The sequence below is a fragment of the Nocardioides cremeus genome, assembly GCF_030518195.1.
Classification (GTDB): domain Bacteria; phylum Actinomycetota; class Actinomycetes; order Propionibacteriales; family Nocardioidaceae; genus Nocardioides; species Nocardioides cremeus.
Genome location: NZ_JAULSC010000004.1, coordinates 181,412 through 200,311, shown reverse-complemented (window position 1 = coordinate 200,311; position 18,900 = coordinate 181,412). Strand labels below are relative to the sequence as shown.

Genomic DNA, 18,900 nt, shown 5'->3' with positions numbered 1-18,900 from the left:
CGGTCGGCCGACTGCATCATGACTGGTCGTGGTCGCGGCCGCCGAGGATGTCCATGATCGAGTGGGCGATGGTCAAGATCATGTCGTCGTCGCTGACCGGCAAGGCCTGGGCGCGCACGAAGAACCAGGAACGGTCGAGCATCGCGATCACCATCAGCCCTAGGGCCTCGGGTGCCGGGGTTGGAGAGGGTTGGCGCGAGCGAAGCGCCACCCCGAAGAGGAACGCGGCGCGCATCTGCATCCGGCGGGCCTGCTGCCGGTAATCGTCCTCCCCGTCCTTGGGAACGAATTGGCTGGCCGAGAACACGAATGCGCCGTGGCGGTCCATGTACCGGAAGTATTGGTGCACCCAGTCCACGATCTCGTCGAGCTGCGCCGGGCGGCTGATCCGGTCCCACTCGCCGAGCACCCCGAGGATGTCGGCGTAGGCCGACTCACCTAGGACATTCGCGATCGCGCGCTTGTCCTTGAAGTAGGTGTAGAAGCCAGCACGCGAGATCCCGCACGCGTCGGTGATGTTGTTGATGCGGGTGCCGGCATAACCGCGTTCGAGGAAGAGCTGCCGAGCCGCATCGATGATGGTCTGGCGTGTGCGCAGCGCCCGCAAGCCGAGGCCGCCGTCCTCGTCGTCCGATTCGACGGCGGGGGGGTCGGTCGCGTCGACGTCGGGATGGGGGGCAGCGTCCTCCGCAGTCTCGCTGGTGGTCATGGTCCTCGATCCGGTGCGCGCAGTGGCTGGTCGCCACGCCTGGTCATGTGTCGACCCCATGTTATGTGACGGGTTCGTTGACGCTCGTTCAGATCGTCGAACCGGCCCGTTGGCAGTCCTCCAGTGTGGTCACAAAAGTGGGCGGACCGGCTTTGTTGACGCTTTCGTCAAACACGTCTAGGTTGAGGACTCCAACGACTGCGCGACCGCGAGAGGAACGGGTCATGACCACGTTCACCGATGTGCCGATCTTCGATGCCGACACCCACATGTACGAGACCACCGAGGCGCTCACGAAGTTCCTCCCGGAGAAGTACAAGTCGGCCGTCCAGTTCATCCAGGTGGGTCGTCAGACCCGCATCTCGATCCTGGGCAAGATCCGCGACTACATCCCCAACCCGACGTTCGACAGGGTGGCAGCGCCGGGTGCCTGGGAGAAGTTCTTCGCCGGCCAGAACGAGGAGGGGCGCTCCCTGCGCGAGATGGCGGTGGAGAAGTCGATGGACTCGATCCCAGCCTTCCGGGAGCCGGGTCCACGCCTGGAGGCGATCGACGCCCAGGGCGTCGACGAGGCCATCGTCTACCCGACGCTGGCCAATCTCGTCGAGGCCTCGGCCAGCGAGGACCCCGAGCTCTGCTCGGCGATGATCCACGCTCTCAACCGCTGGATGCTCGAGACCTGGGGATTCACCCACGCCGACCGCCTCTTCATGACCCCGGTGATCAACCTGGGCCAGCTCGACGAGGGCCTGAAGGAGCTGGAGTACGTTCAGGAGAACGGTGCGAAGGTCATCTTGATCAAGCCGTCGCCGGTCAAGAACTGGAAGGGCTGGCGCTCGCCCGCACTGCCCGAGTTCGACCCGTTCTGGCGCGAGGTCGAGGCCAGCGGCATGCCCGTCGTCCTGCACGCAAGCCAGCCGCCGCTCGACTCCTACATCAACATGTGGGAGCCGCCCAACAGCCAGGTGTTCACCGAGATGAGCGCCTTCCGCTGGATCGCGCTCGGCCACCGCGAGATCACCGACATGTTGACCAGCCTCATCACCCACGGCACCCTGACGCGCTTCCCCAAGCTGCGTATCGCCAGCGTCGAGAACGGAAGCTCGTGGCTTCACCCGCTCTTCGACGACTTCGAGCTCTACTACAAGAAGATGCCGCAGGCATTCCCCGAGCACCCCATCGACGTCTTCCGTCGTAACGTGTGGATCAGCCCGTTCTGGGAGGGCTCGGTCGAGGACGTCGTGGAGACCGTCGGCTGGGACCGCGTCATGTTCGGCTCGGACTTCCCGCACCCGGAGGGCCTCGAGGAGCCCAAGGGGATCTTCCGTTACAACGAAGAGGACCTCAGCGAGAAGCGGATGTACGACTTCATGGGTGACAACGCCCGGCGGTTCCTGGGTCTGCCCGTGCGCAACCCCGCCGAGATGGTGCCCGCCTGATGAGCGCCGGACGCAGCATCTTCGAGACCGAGCACGACGACTTCCGAGCGCTGGTCCGTGAGTTCATCGCCCGCGAGGTCGCCCCCCACGCCGAGGAGTGGAACGACGCCGGCATGGTCGACAAGCAGGTCTACAAGGCGGCCGCGGCGGCTGGTGTCATGGGGTTCAACGTCCCCGAGGCCTACGGAGGCCTGGGCATCGACGACTTCCGCTACAACGCCATCGTTGCCGAGGAGATGAACATCGCCGGTTCGGGCGCCAACGGCTTGGCCCTGACACTCATCAACGACATCCTCGCGCCCTACCTGCTCCGCCTCACCACCGAGGAGCAGCGCGAGCGTTGGTTGGGTCCGATGGCCTCCGGCTCGCTGCTGTTCTCGATCGCGATGAGCGAGCCCGGTGCCGGCAGCGACCTGGCAGGGGCTCGCACCTCTGCGGTGCGCGACGGCGAGCACTGGGTGCTCAACGGCCAGAAGACCTTCATCTCCGGCGGCCTTCTCTGTGATGCCGTCGTGGTCTTCTGCCGCACCGACCCGGACGCCGGCCACAAGGGCTTCAGCCTGATCGTCGTCGAGGACGGCACCCCCGGTTTCGAGAAGGGCCGCAAGCTCGACAAGATCGGCCTCAAGAGCCAGGACACTGCAGAGCTCTTCTTCGCCGACTGCCGGGTGCCGGTCACCAACCTCCTCGGCACCGAGGGCATGGGCTTCCGACACCTGATGGAGAACCTCCCGTCCGAACGGCTCTCGATCGGCGTCGGGGCGGTCGCCGGCGCGCGCCGGACGTTTGACGACACCGTCAAGTATGCTCACGACCGACAGGCCTTCGGGCAGTCGATCGGGTCTTTCCAGGCCAACCGGTTCATGCTTGCCGAGATGGCGACCGAGCTCGACATCGCTCAGACCTACATCGACGACTGCATCCGACGAGTGCTGACCGACGACCTCTCCGCCGTCGACGCGGCCAAGGCCAAGTGGTGGTGCACCGAGCTGCACAAAAAAGTTGTGGACCAGTGCCTGCAGCTCCATGGAGGATGGGGCTACATGCTCGAGTATCCGGTGGCCCGCGACTACCAGGACGTCCGCATCTCCACGATCCTCGGTGGCACCACCGAGATCATGAAGGAGATCATCGGACGGGACCTGGGGTTCTGATGGGCTCGGAGGACGCCGTTCTGACCGAACGACACGGCTCGGTGCTGCTAGTCACCATCAACCGGCCCGACGCCCGCAACGCGCTCGATGGTGCGGTCGCCCTCGGAGTGGCGGCCGCGATCGACGAGCTCGACGCCGACGACTCGCTGTTCGTCGGGGTCCTCACTGGGGCCGGCGGGACCTTCAGCTCCGGGATGGACCTCAAGGCCTTCCTCGCGGGCGAGTCGCCGCTGGTGGGCGACAGGGGACTGTGCGGCATCACGATGGCCCCACCCCGCAAGCCGCTGATCGGGGCGGTCGAGGGGTGGGCGGTCGCCGGAGGCTTCGAGCTGCTCCTGGCTTGCGACATGGTCGTCGCCGCCGAGGATGCCCGCCTCGGGGTGCCGGAGGTCAAGCGCGCCCTGGTCGCAGGAGGTGGCGCCGCCCTGCACTTGTCGCGGCGACTGCCGCTGGCCATCGCCCTGGAGCTGTTGCTGACCGGCGACCCGATCACGGCCTCGCGGGCCGCCGAGCTCGGGCTTGTCAACCGGGTGGTGGCACCTGGCGAGGCCGTGGGCGCTGCCCTCGAGCTGGCCGGTGTGGTCGCGGCGAACGGACCACTTGCCGTCGCGGTGACCAAGCAGATCGCCCGTTCGGCACCCGACTGGAGCTTCGAGGAAGGCTGGAAGCAGCAGGAACCGCTCATGATGCCGGTGTTCTCCTCGGTCGACGCCCGCGAGGGTGCGGCTGCGTTCGCGGAGAAGCGGAGTCCCGTGTGGACCGGCGCGTAACAACTCAACGATGAGAACCGAAGGAAGTGCAACCATGAAGCTCAAGGTGGGCCAGGCCCTTGTCAGCGTCGTCGACGACACCGCGGTCATCGCGACCAAGGTGCCCGACGGCGACGTCGTACTTACGTGCGGCGGCGCGCCGTTGGTACCCAAGGGATCCGAGGTCACGCCGGCCGACGCCGATCCGGCGCACCTGCAGGGCAGCCTGCTGGGCAAGCGCTACGTGGACGCAGACGGCACCGTCGAGGTTCTCTGCACCAAGGCCGGACCTGCTTCCCTGGCCCTCGACGGTGTCCTCCTGGCCACGGCCGAAGCCAAGGCGCTGCCGTCCTCCGACTGAGACGGGAGTCTCTCGATGAACCTCACGATGTTGCTCGACATGGCCGCCGACGGATTCGGAGACCGTGTCATCGTCGGCACCAGGACTAGCGGGCTGACCGCCGTTGCGCTACGCGATGCCGCTCAGCGCGGGGCCCGTCTCGTTGCCGATCGGGGGGCGGACGCGATCGTCTACACCGACGTCAACGGTTTGGGCTTCCCGGTTGCGATGTTTGCCGCAGCCTACGCCGGTGTGCCGCTCGTGCCGCTCAACTACCGGCTCGGCGCCGAGCAGCTGGACGCACTGCGCGCCCGGCATCCCGGAGCGTTCGTCGTGGGCCCGGGGGCCGGTGCGCTGCCGGCGCAGGACTGGCTGGACGTCACCACCTCCACCGACCCGTTCGACGCCGTCGAGCCCGGCTACGAGGACATTCCGGCCGTGGTCATCTACACCAGCGGCACGACGAGCGAGCCGAAGGGCGTGCTGCTCAGGCACAGCAACCTGGTCTCGTACGTCTTCGGCTCGGTCGAGTTCGCCTCGGCGGGTGATGACGAGGCCGCCCTGATGAGCGTGCCGCCGTACCACATCGCCGCGGTGGCGAACGTGATCACCAGCCTGTACGCCGGGCGCCGGCTGATCACCCTGGAGCGGTTCGATCCCCAGGAGTGGCTCGCGCTGGTCCGCTCGGAGGGAGTCACCAACGCGCTGGTGGTGCCGACCATGCTCGCGCGACTGCTCGACGTTCGCGGCGACCGCTCGCTCGGACGGTTGCGGACGCTCGCCTACGGGGGCGCGCCTGCCCCATCGTCCGTCGTGCGCAAGGCGCTGGAGACCTGGCCCGACCTTGACTTCGTCAACGCCTACGGACTCACCGAGACCAGCTCGACGATCGCGGTGCTCACCCCGCAGGACCACCGCGACGTACTAGCGTCGCAGGACCCGTTCGTCCGGGCGCGGCTCGGCTCGGTGGGCCGTCCCCTGCCCGGCGTCCAGCTCGAGATCCGTGGGCCGGACGGCGTGCCGCTGGGTTCTGGTGTTCCGGGACGGATCTGGGTCGCGGGGGACCAGGTGTCGGCGGAGTACGCAGGCAAGGGCCGCCAGGTGGACGAGCGCGGCTTCTTCGACACCCGCGACGAGGGCTTCCTCGATGAGGACGGCTACCTCTTCATCGGCGGTCGGACCGACGACACGATCATCCGTGGGGCCGAGAACGTCGCACCGGCGGAGATCGAGGACGTGCTGATGCGGCACCCAGCGATCTCCGATGTCGCGGTGGTAGGACTGCCCGACGAGCAGTGGGGCCAGCGGATCGTTGCGGCCGTGGTGCTGCGAGAGGGCGAAGAGGTCGACCTCGAGCAGCTCCGCGACTTCGCCCGGTCCACACTGCGCGGCAGCAAGACCCCCGAGGAGATCGTGATCTGGTCCGACCTCCCCCGCACCGAGACCGGCAAGCTGGTGCGGCGTCACGTCGTCGATCGCTTCGGCGCTCCGGTGTGAACGCGTCCCCGTTCTACCCCGCCATCCAGGAGTCCTCGTGAACGCGCCGCTGATCGTCGTCGTCGGAGCCGGCCCCGGGGTCAGCGGGTCCCTGGCCCGCCGCTACGCCCGTGATGGGTACTCCGTCGCGCTGGTGGGCAACGAGGAGGCCCCGGTGCGGGCGCTGGCCGAGGAGCTCGAGGCGGGCGGCACCGCGGTGCAGTGGGCGGTGGCCGACGTCACCGACACCACGGCTGCGGCAAGCGCCATCACCGACCTCGCCGCCCAGGCCGGCCGGGTCGATGTACTGCACTTCAACCCCAGCGCCTTTCGGCACAAGAACCCCCTTGAGCTCCAGGTCGACGAGCTCCTTGCCGATGTGGCGCTCGGCGTGGGGGCTCTCCTCACCGCCGTGCAGGCCGTCCGGCCCTTCATGTCCGCAGGCGCGCGGGTGACGGTCACCGGCAGCATGGCCGCGGACGAGCCCTGGAGTGAGGCTGCTTCCTTGGGGGTGCAGAAGGCTGGCGTCCGCAATCTCGTGCACAGCCTCGACGCGACCCTGAAGGGGGACGGCGTCCGAGCGGTGTCGGTCACGGTGTGCGGCACGTTGTCGACCGAGGGTGCCTTCACGCCCGATCGCGTGGCAGACGCCCTTTTCGTGGCCGCCCGGCAGGACGAGGACGGATGGCGCGCCGAGATCACCTACGAGGGGTAGCGGCGCCACGGGTTCGCGACGTGGGGCCGAGTCGACAGGTCAGGCCACCTGACATGTGCCGTCCTCCCGGAGCCCACCGTCATCGCTGCCTCCCACACGTCTCAGTGGTGCTGCTGAAGGACCCCGATGTCACCTCCATCGACACCGACGCCTTCGTCCTGGGCGACGACCGGGACGCCACTGGCCTGGTCCAGGAAATCGCGGGCGCCATCCCTGGGGCGCGAGGGATCTCCGGTGGCCGGTTGCGCAATGCCCATTAGGTCGAGGCGCTGACCGCGAACCTGAGTAGCGCAAATCGGGGCTACAAGGCGCATGCAGGCATCCGGGTCACCGACGACTGAGGAAGCTGCCGCGATCGGTCGCCGACTACCGCGAGCAGACTACCGGTGCGTTCCGCCCGGCCGGTCAGCACCTGATTCGGTACTCGTCGAGCGCATGCCGCTGTCCGTCTGATGCGCCCGGCCAGGACCCTGGTAGCAGCTGTCAACGCCGGCCGAAAACTGACCCCCTGCTGCCGGGCGGGTTCCAGACCACGTCGCAACACCCCTGCTAGATGAAGGGGCATGACGATGGGAAGACGAGGACGTAAGCGGCGACTGGGACTCGAGGACGAGTACTGGCAGCTGATCCTGGCCGGGGTTGGCACGGTGGAGGCCTGCAAACTGGTTGGCGTCGGTCGAAAGACCGGGTATCGGTGGCGGGCCGAGCGCGGCGGCCTGCCACCTCTGCGACGAGTCGAGCGCGAGCACTCTGGCCGCTACCTGTCACTGCTGGAACGACAGCGGATTGCCACCCTGCGGCGACATGGCCTCCCGATACGCGAGGTGGGTCTGCTGCACGAATAGGTGACATCGGATCTGCGTCGATGTGTCGGCGCTGGAAGGATGTGCACCATGCCCAAGGCATTCCCCAAGGAGTTCCGCGAGGACGTGGTCCGGGTCTACCGCGACTCCGATGCCTCGATGGCCCAGGTCGCGAAAGACTTCGGGATCTCGGCGTCGTGCTTGAAACGATGGCTGGCCATCGATGAGAGGAACTCGACCCGGTCGTCTGGCTCATCCACGTCGGGCAGTGAGTCCGATGCGCTTCGTGAGGCGAACAAGCGGATCAAGCTGCTCGAGCAGGAAAACGAGGTGCTTCGCCGGGCGGCGGCCTATCTCTCGCAGGCGCACCTGCCGGGAAAATGATGTACCCGCTCGTCCGCGAGCTGGCCGCTGACGGGGTCCCCGTCGCGGTGACGTGCCGGGTCCTCAAGATCGCACGCCAGCCCTATTACCGCTGGCTGAAGTGCCCGGTCACTGACGCCGAACTCGTCGCCGCCTATCGCGCCAACGCATTGTTCGACGCCCACCGTGACGACCCCGAGTTCGGCTACCGGTTCCTGCTCGACGAAGCGCGTGAAGCAGGCGAGGAGATGGCTGAACGCACCGCGTGGAAGATCTGCTCCGACCTCGGCTGGTGGTCTGTATTCGGGAAGAAGCGCGGTCGCAACGGCAAGAAGCCAGGACCGCCGGTCCATGACGACCTGGTCGAGCGAGACTTCAGCGCCACGGCACCCAACACCCTGTGGCTGGCCGACATCACCGAGCACTGGACCCGTGAGGGCAAGCTCTACGTCTGCGCGATCAAGGACGTCTACTCCAACCGGATCGTCGGTTACTCCATCGATTCACGGATGAAATCCCGCATCGCCGTCGCCGCCCTCAACAACGCCGTAGCCCACCGAGCAGCCGAGGGCGCCGATGTGGCCGGCTGCGTGCTGCACACCGACCGCGGGTCGCAATTCAGGTCCAGGAAGCTGGTCCACCAGCTCAACCGCCACCAGATGGTCGGCTCGATGGGACGAGTCGGCGCCGCCGGCGACAACGCCGCGATGGAGTCGTTCTTCTCGTTGCTGCAGAAGAACGTCCTCGACCGCCGCGTCTGGAACACCCGCGAAGAGCTGCGAATCGCGATCGTCACCTGGATCGAAAGGACCTACCACCGCCGCCGTCGCCAAGCCGCTCTCGGCCGGTTGACCCCAGTCGAATACGAACTGATCATGACCACAACCGCCACCCAGGCGGCCTAACCCAACCTGTCACCAGTTCGTGCAGCAGACCCATCCGAGCGGTCAATAGTCTGACTACGGATCAGAAGGTTTGGGGTTCGAATCCCTACAGGCGCGCAAGACACGAACAGCCGCTGACCTGGCAAGACACGGGTCAGCGGCTGTTCTGCTTGTGCGACGCCCTGGCTTGGGGCCACTTCCGGCGACGCCGAGGGCTCTGCCGAGGGCGCCGGCTGACGGATCAGGCGTCGAGCGACAGCTCACCCAACGGGCCCATGCGGATGGTGTAGCGGCTGCCGGGGGTGAGGGGGACCGCGTCGGTCAGGGCGCCGGCCAGCACCACCGAGCCCGCGGGCAGGATCGCGCCTTGCCGCGCCATGTGCTCGGACAACCGCACGAGCGCCCGCAGGGGATGGCCGAGGATGGCCGCTCCGGTGGCCCGCTGCACGATCCGGTCGTCGACCTCGAGATGGCAGTCGAGGCCGACCAGCGCGTCGGGATCGTCGAGGTGGCGTGGCGGTCCGACGACGAAGCCGGCTGCGCTGGTGTTGTCGGCCAGCACGTCGGGCAGGCGGAACCGGAAGTCCGCGAACCTGGAGTCGATGACCTCTGCAGCCACGGCGACGCTCTCGACGGCTGCGTGCGCCCGATCGAGGTCGAGGGGCTCGGCCAGGTCGGTGGCGGTGATGAAGGCGATCTCGGGCTCGATGCGAGGCCGGGCCCAGCGTCGATGGTCCAGGGCACCGCGGCCGGGGTGGACCTGCATGGCGTCGGTGAGGAAGCCGACCACCGGCTGGGCGACGTTCATGCGGGTCTGCTTGGCCGTGCTGGTCAGGCCGAGCTTGGCCCCCACGACCCTCTCCCCGGATGCGAGGCGGTGCGCGCGGTCGAGTCCCTGCACGGTGTAGCCCCACGCCTCGTCGAGGTGGGGGTGGGTGTCGGTGAACGGGGCCAGGTGGCCCTGCGACTCACGAGCCGCTCGCAGGGCGGCCTCGGCGGCGGCGGGCTTCATCGTGTCGCTCCGCTCGACGCGCCGTCAGCGATCGAGAGGGTGCGCGAGATCCATCCGGCCAGCTCGCCGACGGTCTCGGGGGTCACCTGGTGCCCGCCGGCGACCCGGTGGGCCAGCACGTGCGCACCCGACTGGGTCAGGAGGTACTCCCAGGTCCGGTCGAGCAGGTCGCGGGGGATCACATGGTCCTCGTCGCTGTGCGCGAGGAAGACGGGCAGGCCGGCCAGTCGGCCGTCGTCGACGGGGAGACCCGCCTCGAACGGGAGGGTCCCGTGCAGCACGGCAGCCCCGGCGTACGCCGGACGGTCGTCGAGCACCAAGCCTCCGGCGAAGGCGGCGCCGCCGCTGAAGCCCACCAGCAGCACGGGGCGACCAGGTGGCGCGACCTCGTCGAGCCACGCCCGGAACCAGTCCATCGTGCTGCGCAGCGACTCGGCCACGGGGCGCCCGATGCCACGGTTGGCGAACCACGCGAACCCCCCGTTCTCGGCGATCGGTGCGCGCAGGGCGACGTACTGGGCTCCGTCAGGCAGGTGGTCGGCGAGCCGGACGATCTCGGACTCGTCCGCACCGCGGCCGTGCAGCAGGACGACCAGCGGCAGGGCCTGGTCGTCCCCCTTGCCGTGTGCGCACACGGGAGCGAGCAACGCTGCCGCACTCATCGCGCATCCAGGGGCACCAGCTCACCGGCGGTGCGCACGCCACCCCAGCGGCGTACCTCCCCGGCCAGGTCGAGGTGCTCGATGGGTGCGGCGTTGGCGTAGGCGCCCCACTCCGCCTTGGGCAGCATCCACATCACCTCGAACTCGTTGCCGTCGGGGTCGGCGGCGTAGACGCTCTTGGTCGCACCGTGGCTGGAGTCGCCGGTGAAGGCGCCGAGCTCGGCCAGGGTCAGTCGCGCCGCCTCCAGGTCCTCGATGGTGTCGACCTGCCAGGCCAGGTGGTAGAGCCCCAGCGCGCCGCGCGGTCGGGGCGGCTGCGCGCCGACCCCGAAGAGGCCGAGGTCGTGGTGGTTCCCGGACCGGGGCAGCCTCAAGAAGGCGGCGTTGGCCCGCGGCTCTCGGGCCACGACCTCCATGTCGAAGGCGGCCTTGTAGAAGTCGAGGCTGCGCTCGAGGTCGGCCACGAACAGCACGGCGTGGTTGAGGCGGACGGCACTGACGGTCATGGCGCACTCCTGAATGGTTGTAGTTTCAACCATCACCCTACAGTATTAAGTTGTTGTGACAACCAAACGTTACGATGGGCCCGTGGACGAGACCCAGTGGCTGAGCGCGGACGAGCGGGCGGCCTGGCTACGACTGGTGGCCGTGGTCGAGCTGCTGCCCGGGGTGCTGGACGGCCAGCTGCGCAGGACGTCGGGACTGACCCACTTCGAGTACCTGGTGATGGCCATGCTCTCGGAGGCCCCGGAGCGGGTGATGCGGATGACGGCGCTCGCGCAGTGCACCAACGCCACGCTGCCCCGGCTCTCTCACGTCGTACGCCGCCTGGAGGAGCGCGGGCTCGTCGAGAGGCGTCCGTGCCCGGACGACGGTCGAGCCACCGACGCGCACCTCACCGCAGATGGCTGGGAGACGGTGGTGGCCGCCGCCCCCGGACACGTCGAGACCGTCCGCCGCCACGTCCTCGACCCCCTGACGCCCACCCAGGTCCAACGACTGCACGAGATCGGCGATGCCTTGTTGCGGGAACTGGACCCCGGGGGCCGCTTGGCAGTCCTCTACGACCCGGACCCGCGCGCGTAGATCTTCGGGCCACATCCTCGTGGTCGCGGCACATCGGCCTCAGGCTGTCGACCGCACGGCGCCAGCCGTCGTCTCCTCAGACGACGGCCTTGACCACCTGTCCGGTCGCGACGACCTTGTCGCCCACCCTCAGCTCACCGGAGAGGAACGCGTGGGTGCGGCCGAGCCGGTCGACCCGGGCGGTGCAGCGCACGACCTCGCCGTCGCGGGCGGCGGCGATGACCGAGGCCGTCGAGCTCACGGTCACGGCGTGCGACCCCTCGGGCAGCGAGTCGAGCAGCCGCAGGAAGCAGGTCACGTCGAGGAGCAGCGGCACGAGCCCGCCGTGGAGCACGGCGGACGGGTTGGTCGTGGCCTCCGAGACCGCCATCTCGACACCGGCCGCGGGGTCGCCGTCGACGGCCAGGCGCAACCCGAGGGAACGGTGCAGCGGCAGGTCGAGGACGGTCTGGACGATGGCGGCGCGACGCTCGGGGTTCACGGGATCATTGTCGCCGGACACCGGGTGCGCTCCGGGAGAGGGGATGGTCCCCCCTGCCCGCGGCCGGTCCCGGGCGGCCTTCCGGGCTCGGTGCGGGGTTAGGATCGAGGAGTGAAGTCCCAGGCACTGAAGACCCTGTCCGTGGCCACCGCCCTCGCGCTGAGCCTGTCCGCCTGCGGGTCGGACGAGCCCGAGGCCGCCGAAGGTGAGCCGGAGCTGATCTCGGCCGGTCAGCTCACGGTGTGCACCGACGCGCCGTACAAGCCGTTCGAGTACCCCGACGACTCCTCGCCGACCGGATACACCGGCTTCGACATGGAGATCGTCGACGCGATCGCCGCCGGGATGGACCTCGAGGTCACCGTCAAGGACGCCGGCTTCGACGGCCTGCAGAGCGGTGCGTCCCTGGCCGCCGGGCAGTGCGACATGGTGGCCAGCGCGATGACGATCACCGAGGAGCGCGAGCAGAACCTCGACTTCTCCGACCCCTACTACGACTCCAAGCAGTCGCTGCTGGCCGAGGCCGGCGGCGACATCGCCTCCATCGACGACCTCGACGGCGAGAAGGTCGGCGTCCAGCAGGGCACCACCGGAGCGCAGTACGCCCAGGACAACGTGCCCGAAGGCGCCGAGCTGGTCTCCTTCCCCAGCGACGCCGAGCTCTACGCGGCCCTGAACTCCGGCGGCGTCGCGGCGGTCCTGCAGGACCTCCCGGTCAACCTCGACCACACCGAGGACGGCGCCTACGAGATCGTCGAGGAGTACGACACCGACGAGTCCTACGGCTTCGCGGTCAAGGAGGAGGGCAGCGAGGACCTCCTCGAGGCCATCAACGAGAACCTCCAGGAGCTCCGCGACAGCGGCGAGTACGACACCATCTACGAGAAGTACTTCTCCGACTCCTGACGCCGCGGCGTCCTCGTCCGTAGCAACGAACCGTTGAGGAGTCCCTCGTGAAGAGGACCACGAAGACCCGCCTGACCCGCGGGGTGATGTACGCGATCTTCGTGGCCGCCGTCGCCGCGCTGGTCCTGGCCGCCGACTGGCCGGCCATCCAGAAGGCCTTCTTCAACGTCGAGATCGCCCGGGAGCTCTTCCCCGACGTGGTCGTCATCGCGGCGAAGAACACGATCATCTACACCGCGATCGCCTTCGCCGGCGGCATGGTGCTGGGCCTCGTGCTGGCGCTGATGAAGCTCTCGCCGGTGGCGCCCTACCGGTGGGTCGCGACGGCCTACATCGAGTTCTTCCGCGGCCTGCCCGCCCTGCTGGTGATCTTCACGTTCGCCTTCGCGGTGCCGATCGCCTTCCAGTGGCGACCGCCCGGCGGCAGCGCGGGCGCCGGTCTGCTCGCGCTGATCATCGTCTCGGCCGCCTACATCGCCGAGACGATCCGCGCGGGCATCCAGGCGGTCCCGAAGGGGCAGGTCGAGGCGGCGCACTCCCTCGGCATGCCGGCCGGGTGGACGATGGTCTCGGTGGTGCTTCCCCAGGCCTTCCGGATCGTGATCCCCCCGCTGACCAACGAGCTGGTGGTGCTGATCAAGGACACCTCGCTGCTGTTCATCGCCGGCATGGCGCTGTCGCAGCAGGAGCTGACCACCTTCGCCCGCGACGGTGTCTCCTCGGTCGGCAACTCGACGCCGCTGACGATCGCGGCCCTGATGTACCTGGCCGTCACCCTGCCGCTGACCCGGCTGGTGGCCTACATGGAGCGCCGCGGCGCGAGAGGACGCTGAACCCGTGACGAGCACACCTGCCTACGAGCACGCGATCGACGTCCAGCAGCTGCACAAGTCGTTCGGCGACAACGAGGTGCTCAAGGGCATCGACTTCCACGTCGACGACGGCGAGGTGGTCTGCGTGATCGGCCCCTCCGGCTCGGGCAAGTCGACGCTGCTGCGCTGCGTCAACCAGCTCGAGGTGCCCACCAAGGGGCGGGTGCTGGTCGAGGGCGTCGACATGAGCGACCCCGAGACCGACCTCAACGACGTGCGCTCGCGGATCGGGATGGTCTTCCAGTCCTTCAACCTCTTCCCGCACCTGACCGTCACCGCCAACCTGACCCTGGCCCAGCGCCGGGTCAAGAAGCGCGGCAAGGCCGAGGCCGAGAAGTGCGCGCTGAAGAACCTGGCCAGGGTGGGGCTCGAGGACAAGGCCGACGCCTACCCCGCCCACCTCTCCGGCGGCCAGCAGCAGCGCGTCGCCATCGCCCGGGCGCTGTCGATGGACCCCGACCTGATGCTCTTCGACGAGCCGACCAGCGCCCTGGACCCCGAGCTCGTCGGCGACGTGCTCGCGGTGATGAAGTCGCTGGCCTCCGAGGGCATGACCATGATGGTGGTGACCCACGAGATGGGCTTCGCCCGTGAGGTCGGCGACAAGCTCGTCTTCATGGACGAGGGCGTGATCATGGAGGAGGGCGACCCCGCCGAGGTGCTCTCCAACCCGCAGCACGCGCGCACCCAGGAGTTCCTCTCCAAGGTGCTGTGACGTGCACTGACGAGGGGCCCTGACGACGGGCCGTGAGCGGCGTACGGTCGGGGCATGACGCCTGGTGAGCTGCTGGCCGACTCCCTCGACCGCGTCGCCGAGCACGTCGAGGCGGTCCTCGACGGTCTCGACGTCGACGCGCTGACGCACCGCCCCGGGCCGGGGGCCAACACCATCGGGTGGCTGGTCTGGCACCTGACCCGCATCTACGACGACCACGTCGCCGCGGCCGCCGGGCGCGAGCAGGTGCACGTCGCGTCGGGGTACGCCGAGCGGCTGGGGCTGCCGTTCGACGCCGCGGACACCGGCTACGGCCACGGCGACGACGACGTGGCCGCGGTGCGGGTGCCGGCCGACCTGCTGGGCGACTACTTCCGCGCGGTGCACCGCGAGATGCGCCCGTGGGTGCACGACCTGCGTGCCTCCGACCTCGACCGGGTGGTGGACGAGCGCTGGGACCCGCCGGTCACGCTCGGGGTCCGGCTGGTCTCGGTCGTCGACGACTGCGCCCAGCACGCCGGGCAGGCGGCGTACGTGCGGGGGCTGCTGGGGCGATGAGCCCGATCGGCGCACGCCGCGCTTGACGGCGGGGTGCGCGACACGGTGGGGTGAGCCACGCCACAGCCGTCTCGGGCGTGGCCTCTCGGGAGGATGCATGCTGCGCAAGATCGCCGGTCCGGCGAGCCGCCTCGTCGAACGCTGGATGCCGGGGGCCTTCGTGTTCGCGGTCGCCCTGACCCTGCTGGTGGCGGTGCTGTCGCTGGCCCTGACCGACACCGGTCCTCGAGAGCTGACGCTGGCCTGGGGCGCCGGGCTGACCGGCCTGCTGGCGTTCATGACCCAGGTCGCGCTGGTGCTGCTGCTGCTGGGCTACACGCTGGCCAACCTGCCGCCGGTGCACCGGCTGCTGACCCGGGTGGCGGGGCTGCCGCGCTCGCCGCGGGCGGCGTACGCGTTCGTCACCGTGGTGGCCGGGCTGGCCTCGCTGCTCAGCTTCGGCCTCGGGCTCATCGTCGGCGGCGTCGTCGCGGTCGAGGTGGCCCGCCGCTTCCGTGAGCGGGGCACCCCGCTGCACTACCCGCTGCTGGTGGCCTCGGCCTACACCGGCTTCGTGGTCTGGCACATGGGCTACTCGGGCTCCGGGCCGCTCAACGCCGCCACCGAGACCGGGGTCTACGCCACCACGCTCGGCATGGGGGTCGTGCCGGTCTCCGAGACGATCTTCGCCTGGTGGAACCTGCTGGCGATCGGTGTGACGCTGCTGGTGATCGCGGTGGCGATGCCGCTGATGGCGCCCGGCGACGGGGAGGCGGTGCGCGCCGCGCCCGACGCCGCGCTGGAGGAGTCCGCCGAGCCGGCCGGCACCGGCGGCGCCCAGGAGGAGGGCTCGCCCGCCGACCGGCTCGAGACCTCACGGCTGGTCACCTCGGTGATGGGCGTGGCGCTGGGCCTCTACCTGGTCCTGTACTTCCTCGACAACGGCTTCGACCTGACCCTCGACATCGTCAACTGGACCTTCCTGTGCCTGGTGCTGCTCGTGGTGGCCAACGCCCGCCAGCTCGCCGCGCTCGTGGCCCGCGGCGGCCGCACGGTCGTCGAGGTGCTGCTGCAGTACCCCCTGTACGCCGGCATCGCGGCGATGATGGCGGCCAGCGGGCTGGCCGAGATGCTGAGCAGCTGGGTGGTCGACGCGGCCACGCCCGGCACCCTCGGCGTCTTCGCGTTCCTCTCCGCGGGCCTGCTCAACCTCTTCGTGCCCTCCGGCGGCGGCCAGTTCGCCCTGCAGGCGCCGATCTTCGCCTCGGCGGCGGAGTCGCTCGACGTCACCCAGCCGGTCGTGATCATGGCCATCGCCTACGGCGACCAGTGGACCAACATGATCCAGCCGTTCTGGGCGGTGCCGCTGCTGGCCGTCGCCGGGCTGCGGGTGCGCGACATCATGGGCTACACCAGCGTGGTGCTGGTAATCACCGGCGTCGTGTTCATCTCCACGCTGCTGCTCGTCGGCGCCGGCTGAGCCGATCGCGGGCGACGTACGGGCGGGGGTCTCAGAAGGTGTCGCGCTGCCCGTCGAGCCAGCGCTTGGCGTCGGGCACGTCGAACCACAGCGAGACCGCGTCGACGACCAGCAGCACCACGAGGTACGCCGCGTACGCGGCGCCGATGTCGTCGCGCCCGAGCAGCAGGTAGACGACGACGCCGAGCAGCGGCACCCACAGCGCGACGTGGGGCAGCGCCATCGCCAGCGAGAAGCCCCGGTCGAGGACCATCACCACGCCGTTGATCGCCAACGCACCGACCGCGAGGGCGGCCACCAGCGGGCCGAGGGGCTGGCCCAGCGCCACGAGCGCCGCCAGGTTGACCGGCATCAGCACCAGGAACACCCACACCTGCACGCCCAGCGGCAGGCGCTGGGTGCTGGCCAGGACGTCGGCGACCAGGCTCGTGCGCTCGCTCATCGGGGTGGCTCCTCCGGCTCTCGGTGAACTCGTGGCGGGCTCGTGCCAGCATGACCCACGCGTCGGCCGGCCGGTCGACGGCCCACGGGTGCGAGAGGTGAACTGATGATCGACCTCCTCTGGGGAGCCGGCGGCATGCTGGTGCTGCTGGCCATCGCCTTCCTTGTCTCCAGCGACCGGCGAGCCGTCCGACCGCGCACCGTGCTGGGTGCGCTGGGCCTCCAGGTGACCTTCGGGGTCGTGGTCCTCTACTGGTCGGTGGGCCAGCGCGCGCTCGAGGCCGCCTCGAGGGCGGTGCAGACGATCATCGACTCCTCCCGCGAGGGCATCGGCTTCCTCTTCGGGCCGGTGCTGCCCGAGGAGGGCCAGGTCTTCGCCTTCCAGGTGCTGCCGGTCATCGTCTTCTTCGCCTCGCTCACCGCGGTGCTCTACCACCTCGGCATCCTGCAGCGCGTCGTGCGGGTGCTCGGTGGCGGACTGGGCTGGCTGCTGGGCACCGAGAAGGCCGAGTCGACCAACGCCGCGGCCAACATCTTCGTCGGCCAGACCGAGGCGCCGCTGGTGATCCGGCCGTACGTCGCCGGCCTGTCGCGCTCGGGCCTCTTCGCCGTGATGGTGGGCGGGCTCTCGACCGTCGCCGGATCGGTGCTGGTGGGCTACTCGCTGCTCGGGGCGCGGCTCGACTACCTCATCGCCGCCAGCTTCATGGCCGCGCCGGGGGCGCTGCTGATGGCCAAGATCATCCTGCCCGAGGAGCGCGTCGACGAGGACGAGGAGGGCTCCGACGACGACGGGTCGTCGGTCGCCGACCCGGACGGCGACCCGGACGGCGACTGGGCCAGCGCCGACGAGATCCTGCGCGCCGAGAAGGAGGCCGCCGAGAGCAAGGGGCCGGCCGACGACGGGATGCGCGCGCGCAACGTCATCGACGCCGCCGCCAACGGCGCGGCCGACGGGCTCAAGCTGGCCGCGACCATCGGCGCGATGCTGCTGGCCTTCATCTCGCTGATCGCCCTGGTCAACCTGGGGGTGAGTGGCGTCGGCGGCTGGTTCGGGGCCGACGACCTGACCATCGAGGAGATCCTCGGCTACGTCTTCGCGCCGCTGATGACAGCCATCGGGGTGCCGTGGAGCGAGGCGGTCGAGGCCGGCAGCTTCGTGGGCCAGAAGGTCGTGGTCAACGAGTTCGTCGCCTTCGCCAACCTCGGCGAGGTGATCGGCGGCTTCAGCGACAAGACCGCCGCCATCGTCACCTTCGCGCTGACCGGCTTCGCCAACCTGGGCTCGCTGGGCATCCTGCTCGGCGGCCTGGGCGGCATCGCCCCCGAGCGTCGTCCCGACATCGCCTCGCTGGGGTTGCGCGCGATCCTCGCCGCGACCCTGGCCAACCTGATGAGCGCCGCGATCGCCGGCATCCTGATCGGCTGACCGCGGCGCCCAGGGCTGCTCGGGGCTGCTCGGGGCCGCTCAGGCGAAGGCGGCGACCGCTGCCTCGCAGAACGCGTCGAGGTCGCCGGGGTTGCGGCTGGTCACCAGCGTCCACCCGTTGCTGGGGCAGGTGAAGGACTCCTCGTCGACCCAGGTCGCGCCCGCGTTGCGGATGTCGGTATGCAGGCTGGGGAAGCTGGTGAGGGTCTTGCCCTCGAGCCGGCCGGTCTCCACGAGGGTCCAGGGGCCGTGGCAGATCGAGGCCACCGGCTTGCTGGCATCGATGATCTCGCGCATGAAGGCCACGGCGTCCTCCTCGACGCGCAGCTGGTCGGCGTTGGTGGTGCCGCCGGGCAGCACCACGGCGTCGAAGGTCGCCGGGTCGGCGTCGGCCAGGCTCAGGGTCGCCTCGAAGGTGCCGGCCTCGTTGACGTCGCTCTCGAAGGCCTGCACCTTGCCGGTCTCGGGGGCGATCAGCACGGCCTCGGCGCCCGCGTCCTCGATCGCCTGCCAGGGCTGGGTGAGCTCGGGCTGCTCGACGCCCGACTGGGCGACGATGAATGCCACGCGCTTGCCGGTCAGGTCGGTGCTCACGATGTCCTCCTGGGGGTGGGGCCGTCGGGGCCCGCGTCGTTCGGTGCTTCCAC

The 18,900-nt window shown here is 69.4% G+C and carries 22 protein-coding genes; 15 read left to right on the top strand and 7 right to left on the bottom strand.

The genetic code is table 11. The features are described from left to right. Positions 1-16: 16 nt before the first annotated feature. Positions 17-709 (bottom strand): TetR/AcrR family transcriptional regulator, encoded by a 693-nt coding sequence (locus tag QWJ41_RS06620; RefSeq protein ID WP_302706684.1) that lies wholly within the window; start codon positions 707-709, stop codon positions 17-19. 224 nt (positions 710-933) lie between these two features. On the opposite strand from QWJ41_RS06620, the gene QWJ41_RS06615 reads away from it, so the two are divergent. The 8 genes from QWJ41_RS06615 (at position 934) to QWJ41_RS06580 (ending at position 8,653) form a co-directional block, all read left to right on the top strand. Continuing rightward, positions 934-2,148, top strand: a complete 1,215-nt coding sequence (locus tag QWJ41_RS06615; protein ID WP_300402157.1) for an amidohydrolase family protein — start codon at positions 934-936, stop codon at positions 2,146-2,148. After that, positions 2,148-3,302, top strand: coding sequence for an acyl-CoA dehydrogenase family protein (locus tag QWJ41_RS06610; RefSeq protein WP_302706682.1), 1,155 nt, complete (start codon positions 2,148-2,150; stop codon positions 3,300-3,302). The genes QWJ41_RS06615 and QWJ41_RS06610 overlap by 1 nt, the downstream gene beginning before the upstream one ends. Further along, a complete protein-coding gene (locus tag QWJ41_RS06605) occupies positions 3,302-4,072 on the top strand; it encodes a crotonase/enoyl-CoA hydratase family protein (protein WP_300402161.1) in 771 nt (256 codons plus the stop codon). Before QWJ41_RS06610 ends, QWJ41_RS06605 begins: the two co-directional genes overlap by 1 nt. A gap of 34 nt (positions 4,073-4,106) precedes the next feature. Beyond that, complete coding sequence (locus QWJ41_RS06600; RefSeq protein ID WP_300402163.1) at positions 4,107-4,412, top strand: hypothetical protein; 306 nt, start codon at positions 4,107-4,109, stop codon at positions 4,410-4,412. Between the two features lie 15 nt (positions 4,413-4,427). Next, positions 4,428-5,888 carry a class I adenylate-forming enzyme family protein gene (locus QWJ41_RS06595; RefSeq protein ID WP_302706679.1) on the top strand — a complete coding sequence of 487 codons (1,461 nt, stop codon included), beginning with the start codon at positions 4,428-4,430 and terminating at the stop codon, positions 5,886-5,888. A gap of 37 nt (positions 5,889-5,925) precedes the next feature. Next, on the top strand, positions 5,926-6,582 hold the full coding sequence (locus QWJ41_RS06590; RefSeq protein ID WP_302706678.1) for an SDR family oxidoreductase: 657 nt from the start codon (positions 5,926-5,928) through the stop codon (positions 6,580-6,582). A gap of 107 nt (positions 6,583-6,689) precedes the next feature. Then, positions 6,690-6,842 carry a Rossmann-fold NAD(P)-binding domain-containing protein gene (locus QWJ41_RS06585; RefSeq protein WP_302706677.1) on the top strand — a complete coding sequence of 51 codons (153 nt, stop codon included), beginning with the start codon at positions 6,690-6,692 and terminating at the stop codon, positions 6,840-6,842. Positions 6,843-7,475: 633 nt separating this feature from the next. Further along, a protein-coding gene (locus QWJ41_RS06580; protein WP_302706675.1) for an IS3 family transposase occupies positions 7,476-8,653 on the top strand; the annotation gives its coding sequence in 2 pieces (ribosomal slippage) (positions 7,476-7,760 and positions 7,763-8,653; 1,176 coding nt in all). A 220-nt stretch (positions 8,654-8,873) separates the two neighbouring features. On the opposite strand, the gene QWJ41_RS06575 is transcribed toward QWJ41_RS06580, so the two are convergent. Genes QWJ41_RS06575 through QWJ41_RS06565 form a run of 3 tightly spaced genes read right to left on the bottom strand, consistent with a single transcriptional unit; the run spans position 8,874 to position 10,812 of the window. Further along, entirely contained in the window at positions 8,874-9,644 is a 771-nt protein-coding gene (locus QWJ41_RS06575) for a 2-keto-4-pentenoate hydratase (protein WP_302706673.1), read from the bottom strand. Then, positions 9,641-10,279 (bottom strand): alpha/beta hydrolase, encoded by a 639-nt coding sequence (locus tag QWJ41_RS06570; RefSeq protein WP_302706672.1) that lies wholly within the window; start codon positions 10,277-10,279, stop codon positions 9,641-9,643. The genes QWJ41_RS06575 and QWJ41_RS06570 overlap by 4 nt, the downstream gene beginning before the upstream one ends. A gap of 23 nt (positions 10,280-10,302) precedes the next feature. Beyond that, a complete protein-coding gene (locus QWJ41_RS06565) occupies positions 10,303-10,812 on the bottom strand; it encodes a VOC family protein (RefSeq protein WP_302706670.1) in 510 nt (169 codons plus the stop codon). An 82-nt stretch (positions 10,813-10,894) separates the two neighbouring features. On the opposite strand from QWJ41_RS06565, the gene QWJ41_RS06560 reads away from it, so the two are divergent. Further along, positions 10,895-11,392: a MarR family winged helix-turn-helix transcriptional regulator gene (locus QWJ41_RS06560; RefSeq protein ID WP_302706668.1), complete on the top strand. Its 498-nt coding sequence runs from the start codon at positions 10,895-10,897 to the stop codon at positions 11,390-11,392. A 76-nt stretch (positions 11,393-11,468) separates the two neighbouring features. Here the strand turns inward: QWJ41_RS06560 and QWJ41_RS06555 are convergent, their stop codons facing one another. After that, entirely contained in the window at positions 11,469-11,873 is a 405-nt protein-coding gene (locus tag QWJ41_RS06555) for a PaaI family thioesterase (protein ID WP_302706666.1), read from the bottom strand. 111 nt (positions 11,874-11,984) lie between these two features. On the opposite strand from QWJ41_RS06555, the gene QWJ41_RS06550 reads away from it, so the two are divergent. From QWJ41_RS06550 to QWJ41_RS06530, 5 genes are all read left to right on the top strand, one after another. Further along, the gene (locus QWJ41_RS06550; RefSeq protein WP_302706664.1) at positions 11,985-12,779 is read left to right on the top strand and encodes a transporter substrate-binding domain-containing protein; all 795 of its coding nucleotides are present in this window, start codon (positions 11,985-11,987) and stop codon (positions 12,777-12,779) included. A 47-nt stretch (positions 12,780-12,826) separates the two neighbouring features. After that, on the top strand, positions 12,827-13,612 hold the full coding sequence (locus QWJ41_RS06545) for an amino acid ABC transporter permease (protein ID WP_302706663.1): 786 nt from the start codon (positions 12,827-12,829) through the stop codon (positions 13,610-13,612). 4 nt (positions 13,613-13,616) lie between these two features. Further along, positions 13,617-14,366 carry an amino acid ABC transporter ATP-binding protein gene (locus QWJ41_RS06540; protein WP_302706661.1) on the top strand — a complete coding sequence of 250 codons (750 nt, stop codon included), beginning with the start codon at positions 13,617-13,619 and terminating at the stop codon, positions 14,364-14,366. A gap of 54 nt (positions 14,367-14,420) precedes the next feature. Further along, on the top strand, positions 14,421-14,924 hold the full coding sequence (locus tag QWJ41_RS06535) for a mycothiol transferase (protein WP_302706659.1): 504 nt from the start codon (positions 14,421-14,423) through the stop codon (positions 14,922-14,924). 97 nt (positions 14,925-15,021) lie between these two features. Beyond that, positions 15,022-16,383: a short-chain fatty acid transporter gene (locus QWJ41_RS06530; protein WP_302706657.1), complete on the top strand. Its 1,362-nt coding sequence runs from the start codon at positions 15,022-15,024 to the stop codon at positions 16,381-16,383. A 31-nt stretch (positions 16,384-16,414) separates the two neighbouring features. On the opposite strand, the gene QWJ41_RS06525 is transcribed toward QWJ41_RS06530, so the two are convergent. After that, a complete protein-coding gene (locus tag QWJ41_RS06525) occupies positions 16,415-16,825 on the bottom strand; it encodes a hypothetical protein (RefSeq protein WP_302706655.1) in 411 nt (136 codons plus the stop codon). A 105-nt stretch (positions 16,826-16,930) separates the two neighbouring features. Between QWJ41_RS06525 and QWJ41_RS06520 the strand changes: the two genes are divergently transcribed. After that, positions 16,931-18,253 carry a NupC/NupG family nucleoside CNT transporter gene (locus tag QWJ41_RS06520; protein ID WP_302706653.1) on the top strand — a complete coding sequence of 441 codons (1,323 nt, stop codon included), beginning with the start codon at positions 16,931-16,933 and terminating at the stop codon, positions 18,251-18,253. A 39-nt stretch (positions 18,254-18,292) separates the two neighbouring features. Here the strand turns inward: QWJ41_RS06520 and QWJ41_RS06515 are convergent, their stop codons facing one another. Next, positions 18,293-18,847, bottom strand: coding sequence for a type 1 glutamine amidotransferase domain-containing protein (locus tag QWJ41_RS06515; protein WP_302706651.1), 555 nt, complete (start codon positions 18,845-18,847; stop codon positions 18,293-18,295). Positions 18,848-18,900 lie beyond the last annotated feature (53 nt).

What these genes read in the sequence shown, in the direction of transcription:
- QWJ41_RS06620 (WP_302706684.1), bottom strand. Translation starts at nt 709, where the DNA reads ATGACCACCAGCGAGACTGCGGAGGACGCTGCCCCCCATCCCGACGTC.
- QWJ41_RS06615 (WP_300402157.1), top strand. Translation starts at nt 934, where the DNA reads ATGACCACGTTCACCGATGTGCCGATCTTCGATGCCGACACCCACATG.
- QWJ41_RS06610 (WP_302706682.1), top strand. Translation starts at nt 2,148, where the DNA reads ATGAGCGCCGGACGCAGCATCTTCGAGACCGAGCACGACGACTTCCGA.
- QWJ41_RS06605 (WP_300402161.1), top strand. Translation starts at nt 3,302, where the DNA reads ATGGGCTCGGAGGACGCCGTTCTGACCGAACGACACGGCTCGGTGCTG.
- QWJ41_RS06600 (WP_300402163.1), top strand. Translation starts at nt 4,107, where the DNA reads ATGAAGCTCAAGGTGGGCCAGGCCCTTGTCAGCGTCGTCGACGACACC.
- QWJ41_RS06595 (WP_302706679.1), top strand. Translation starts at nt 4,428, where the DNA reads ATGAACCTCACGATGTTGCTCGACATGGCCGCCGACGGATTCGGAGAC.
- QWJ41_RS06575 (WP_302706673.1), bottom strand. Translation starts at nt 9,644, where the DNA reads ATGAAGCCCGCCGCCGCCGAGGCCGCCCTGCGAGCGGCTCGTGAGTCG.
- QWJ41_RS06565 (WP_302706670.1), bottom strand. Translation starts at nt 10,812, where the DNA reads ATGACCGTCAGTGCCGTCCGCCTCAACCACGCCGTGCTGTTCGTGGCC.
- QWJ41_RS06535 (WP_302706659.1), top strand. Translation starts at nt 14,421, where the DNA reads ATGACGCCTGGTGAGCTGCTGGCCGACTCCCTCGACCGCGTCGCCGAG.
- QWJ41_RS06530 (WP_302706657.1), top strand. Translation starts at nt 15,022, where the DNA reads ATGCTGCGCAAGATCGCCGGTCCGGCGAGCCGCCTCGTCGAACGCTGG.
- QWJ41_RS06525 (WP_302706655.1), bottom strand. Translation starts at nt 16,825, where the DNA reads ATGAGCGAGCGCACGAGCCTGGTCGCCGACGTCCTGGCCAGCACCCAG.
- QWJ41_RS06520 (WP_302706653.1), top strand. Translation starts at nt 16,931, where the DNA reads ATGATCGACCTCCTCTGGGGAGCCGGCGGCATGCTGGTGCTGCTGGCC.